2 protein-coding genes are annotated in these 1,557 nt (G+C 41.7%); one reads left to right on the top strand and one right to left on the bottom strand.

The window, feature by feature from the left end; translation table 11 throughout:
• Window positions 1-193, top strand: a 193-nt coding sequence (locus tag HMPREF9009_RS26290; RefSeq protein WP_220453542.1) for a hypothetical protein, incomplete at its 5' end; no start/stop codon positions are given.
• Window positions 194-258: 65 nt separating this feature from the next.
• Here the strand turns inward: HMPREF9009_RS26290 and HMPREF9009_RS24775 are convergent.
• Window positions 259-1,413 (bottom strand): IS110 family RNA-guided transposase, encoded by a 1,155-nt coding sequence (locus HMPREF9009_RS24775; protein WP_049703636.1) that lies wholly within the window; start codon window positions 1,411-1,413, stop codon window positions 259-261.
• Between the last annotated feature and the right edge of the window lie 144 nt (window positions 1,414-1,557).

Here is a 1,557-nt window from a genome sequence, read left to right as displayed (position 1 = left end):
TTCCTCTATGAAAAGCAAGACCGCGACTATCTTTGTGAGTGGAAACGAGTGTCTATTCCTTTCTACATCTTTTTTCCTTGCACTACTGCATGGCGGTTCAGTTCCGATTATAGTCGGAACAATGAACAATTATGTAAATTTCCTCTTCGAGATTAAAACTCAACCGGGTGTCCTACTCCGTCCGAAACGATAGCCACTTTGCGAAAACGGGATATAATCACCACAAATATATTGACCTTGTAACGGACGGTTGTATCATTATACGGCAGTCATATGGGCTGCCGTATAATGATCTGTTGGTTTGATATACTGAGTTCCCTGACTAAGTACATACCATACTGCAACAAGTATTTTTCTCGCAATAGCTACTTGCACCTTCATCTTGTTCTTTCTTCTTTCGATACATTGCCTGTATGAGAATTCTGCGAAAAATGAATCTTTCATACGTGCAGCTCCCCATGAACATTCAATCATGGTTTTTCTTACAAACCTGTTACCATGTGTGATACCTCGTGCCTTGATTTTGCCAGCGCTTTCCTCGTTACGGGGTCTTAGCCCCACCCATGACACCAATTTCTTTGGTGTCTGGAAATGTGTCATGTCTGTTCCTATTTCTGCTATTATTGAGGTCGCACTACGTTCTTTCACTCCCGGTATAGTCTGAAGGTTTTCAACTTCTTGAGGAAACCACTCCATGCATAGTGCAGTCATCTTCTCCTGTGCTTCGTCCTTGTGCCGTTGCTGCAATTCAATCTCTTCTACAAGCTGGTTTATAATGTCTATGTCGGTCTCGCTGACCACTCCGGTAAGTGCTTTCACCAATGTTTCTCTGCCATGCCTGTTGATTGTTCTTCCATGCAGTTCCTTCACAAGGACTTCCGCATCTGTCACACCTTGGGATATAAGTTTAACTATTGAACGGTACCCTTTGGAATCTGTTGTGGATATATAATTACTGATTCTGATGTTGCACCTCTGGATGCATTGGTCAAGTTTGACTAAATTGCGGCTTATGGAAGCATTCAGGTCAAATATCCTTCTGTCATATTGACGCAGACGTTGAATTTTATCATCAGGAACAAAGCTTGATGCTATCAGTTCTTTACTCAGACAAGTAGCTATCCATTCGGCATCATTCACATCACTCTTTTTGCCAGGAAGCTGTTTTATAAAATAAGGGTTTACCAGATGAAGTTTCACTGACCCTTCAAGCACTCGCCATATGGGTATCCAGTAGATACTGGTACTCTCCATTGCACACTCTTCAACACCTTCAGAGACCATAAGGTCGCGAAGTGTGACCAACTCTTCGGTAAGAACTCCGAATTTATGCTGGATTTTTTCTCCATTAGCACACAGAATACAGCAAAAAACACTATCTTTGTGTACGTCAAGACCGCAGACTACCTTCATAGAAGTATTTTTTTATTGGGACATCAAGCCCGTTGGACATATGAGGATGGGGAAACCCTATGACCTCGTTTTTACCACAAAGATAGTCGCGGTCTTGACTTTCTTATTTACCGGGCGTAAAAAATCTGTTTTTTTATATACCTT

Source organism: Bacteroides sp. 3_1_13, assembly GCF_001185845.1.
Lineage (GTDB): Bacteria > Bacteroidota > Bacteroidia > Bacteroidales > Bacteroidaceae > Bacteroides > Bacteroides xylanisolvens.
Note: the sequence above shows the minus strand (reverse complement) of the source record. Positions and strands in the feature narration are given on the sequence as shown.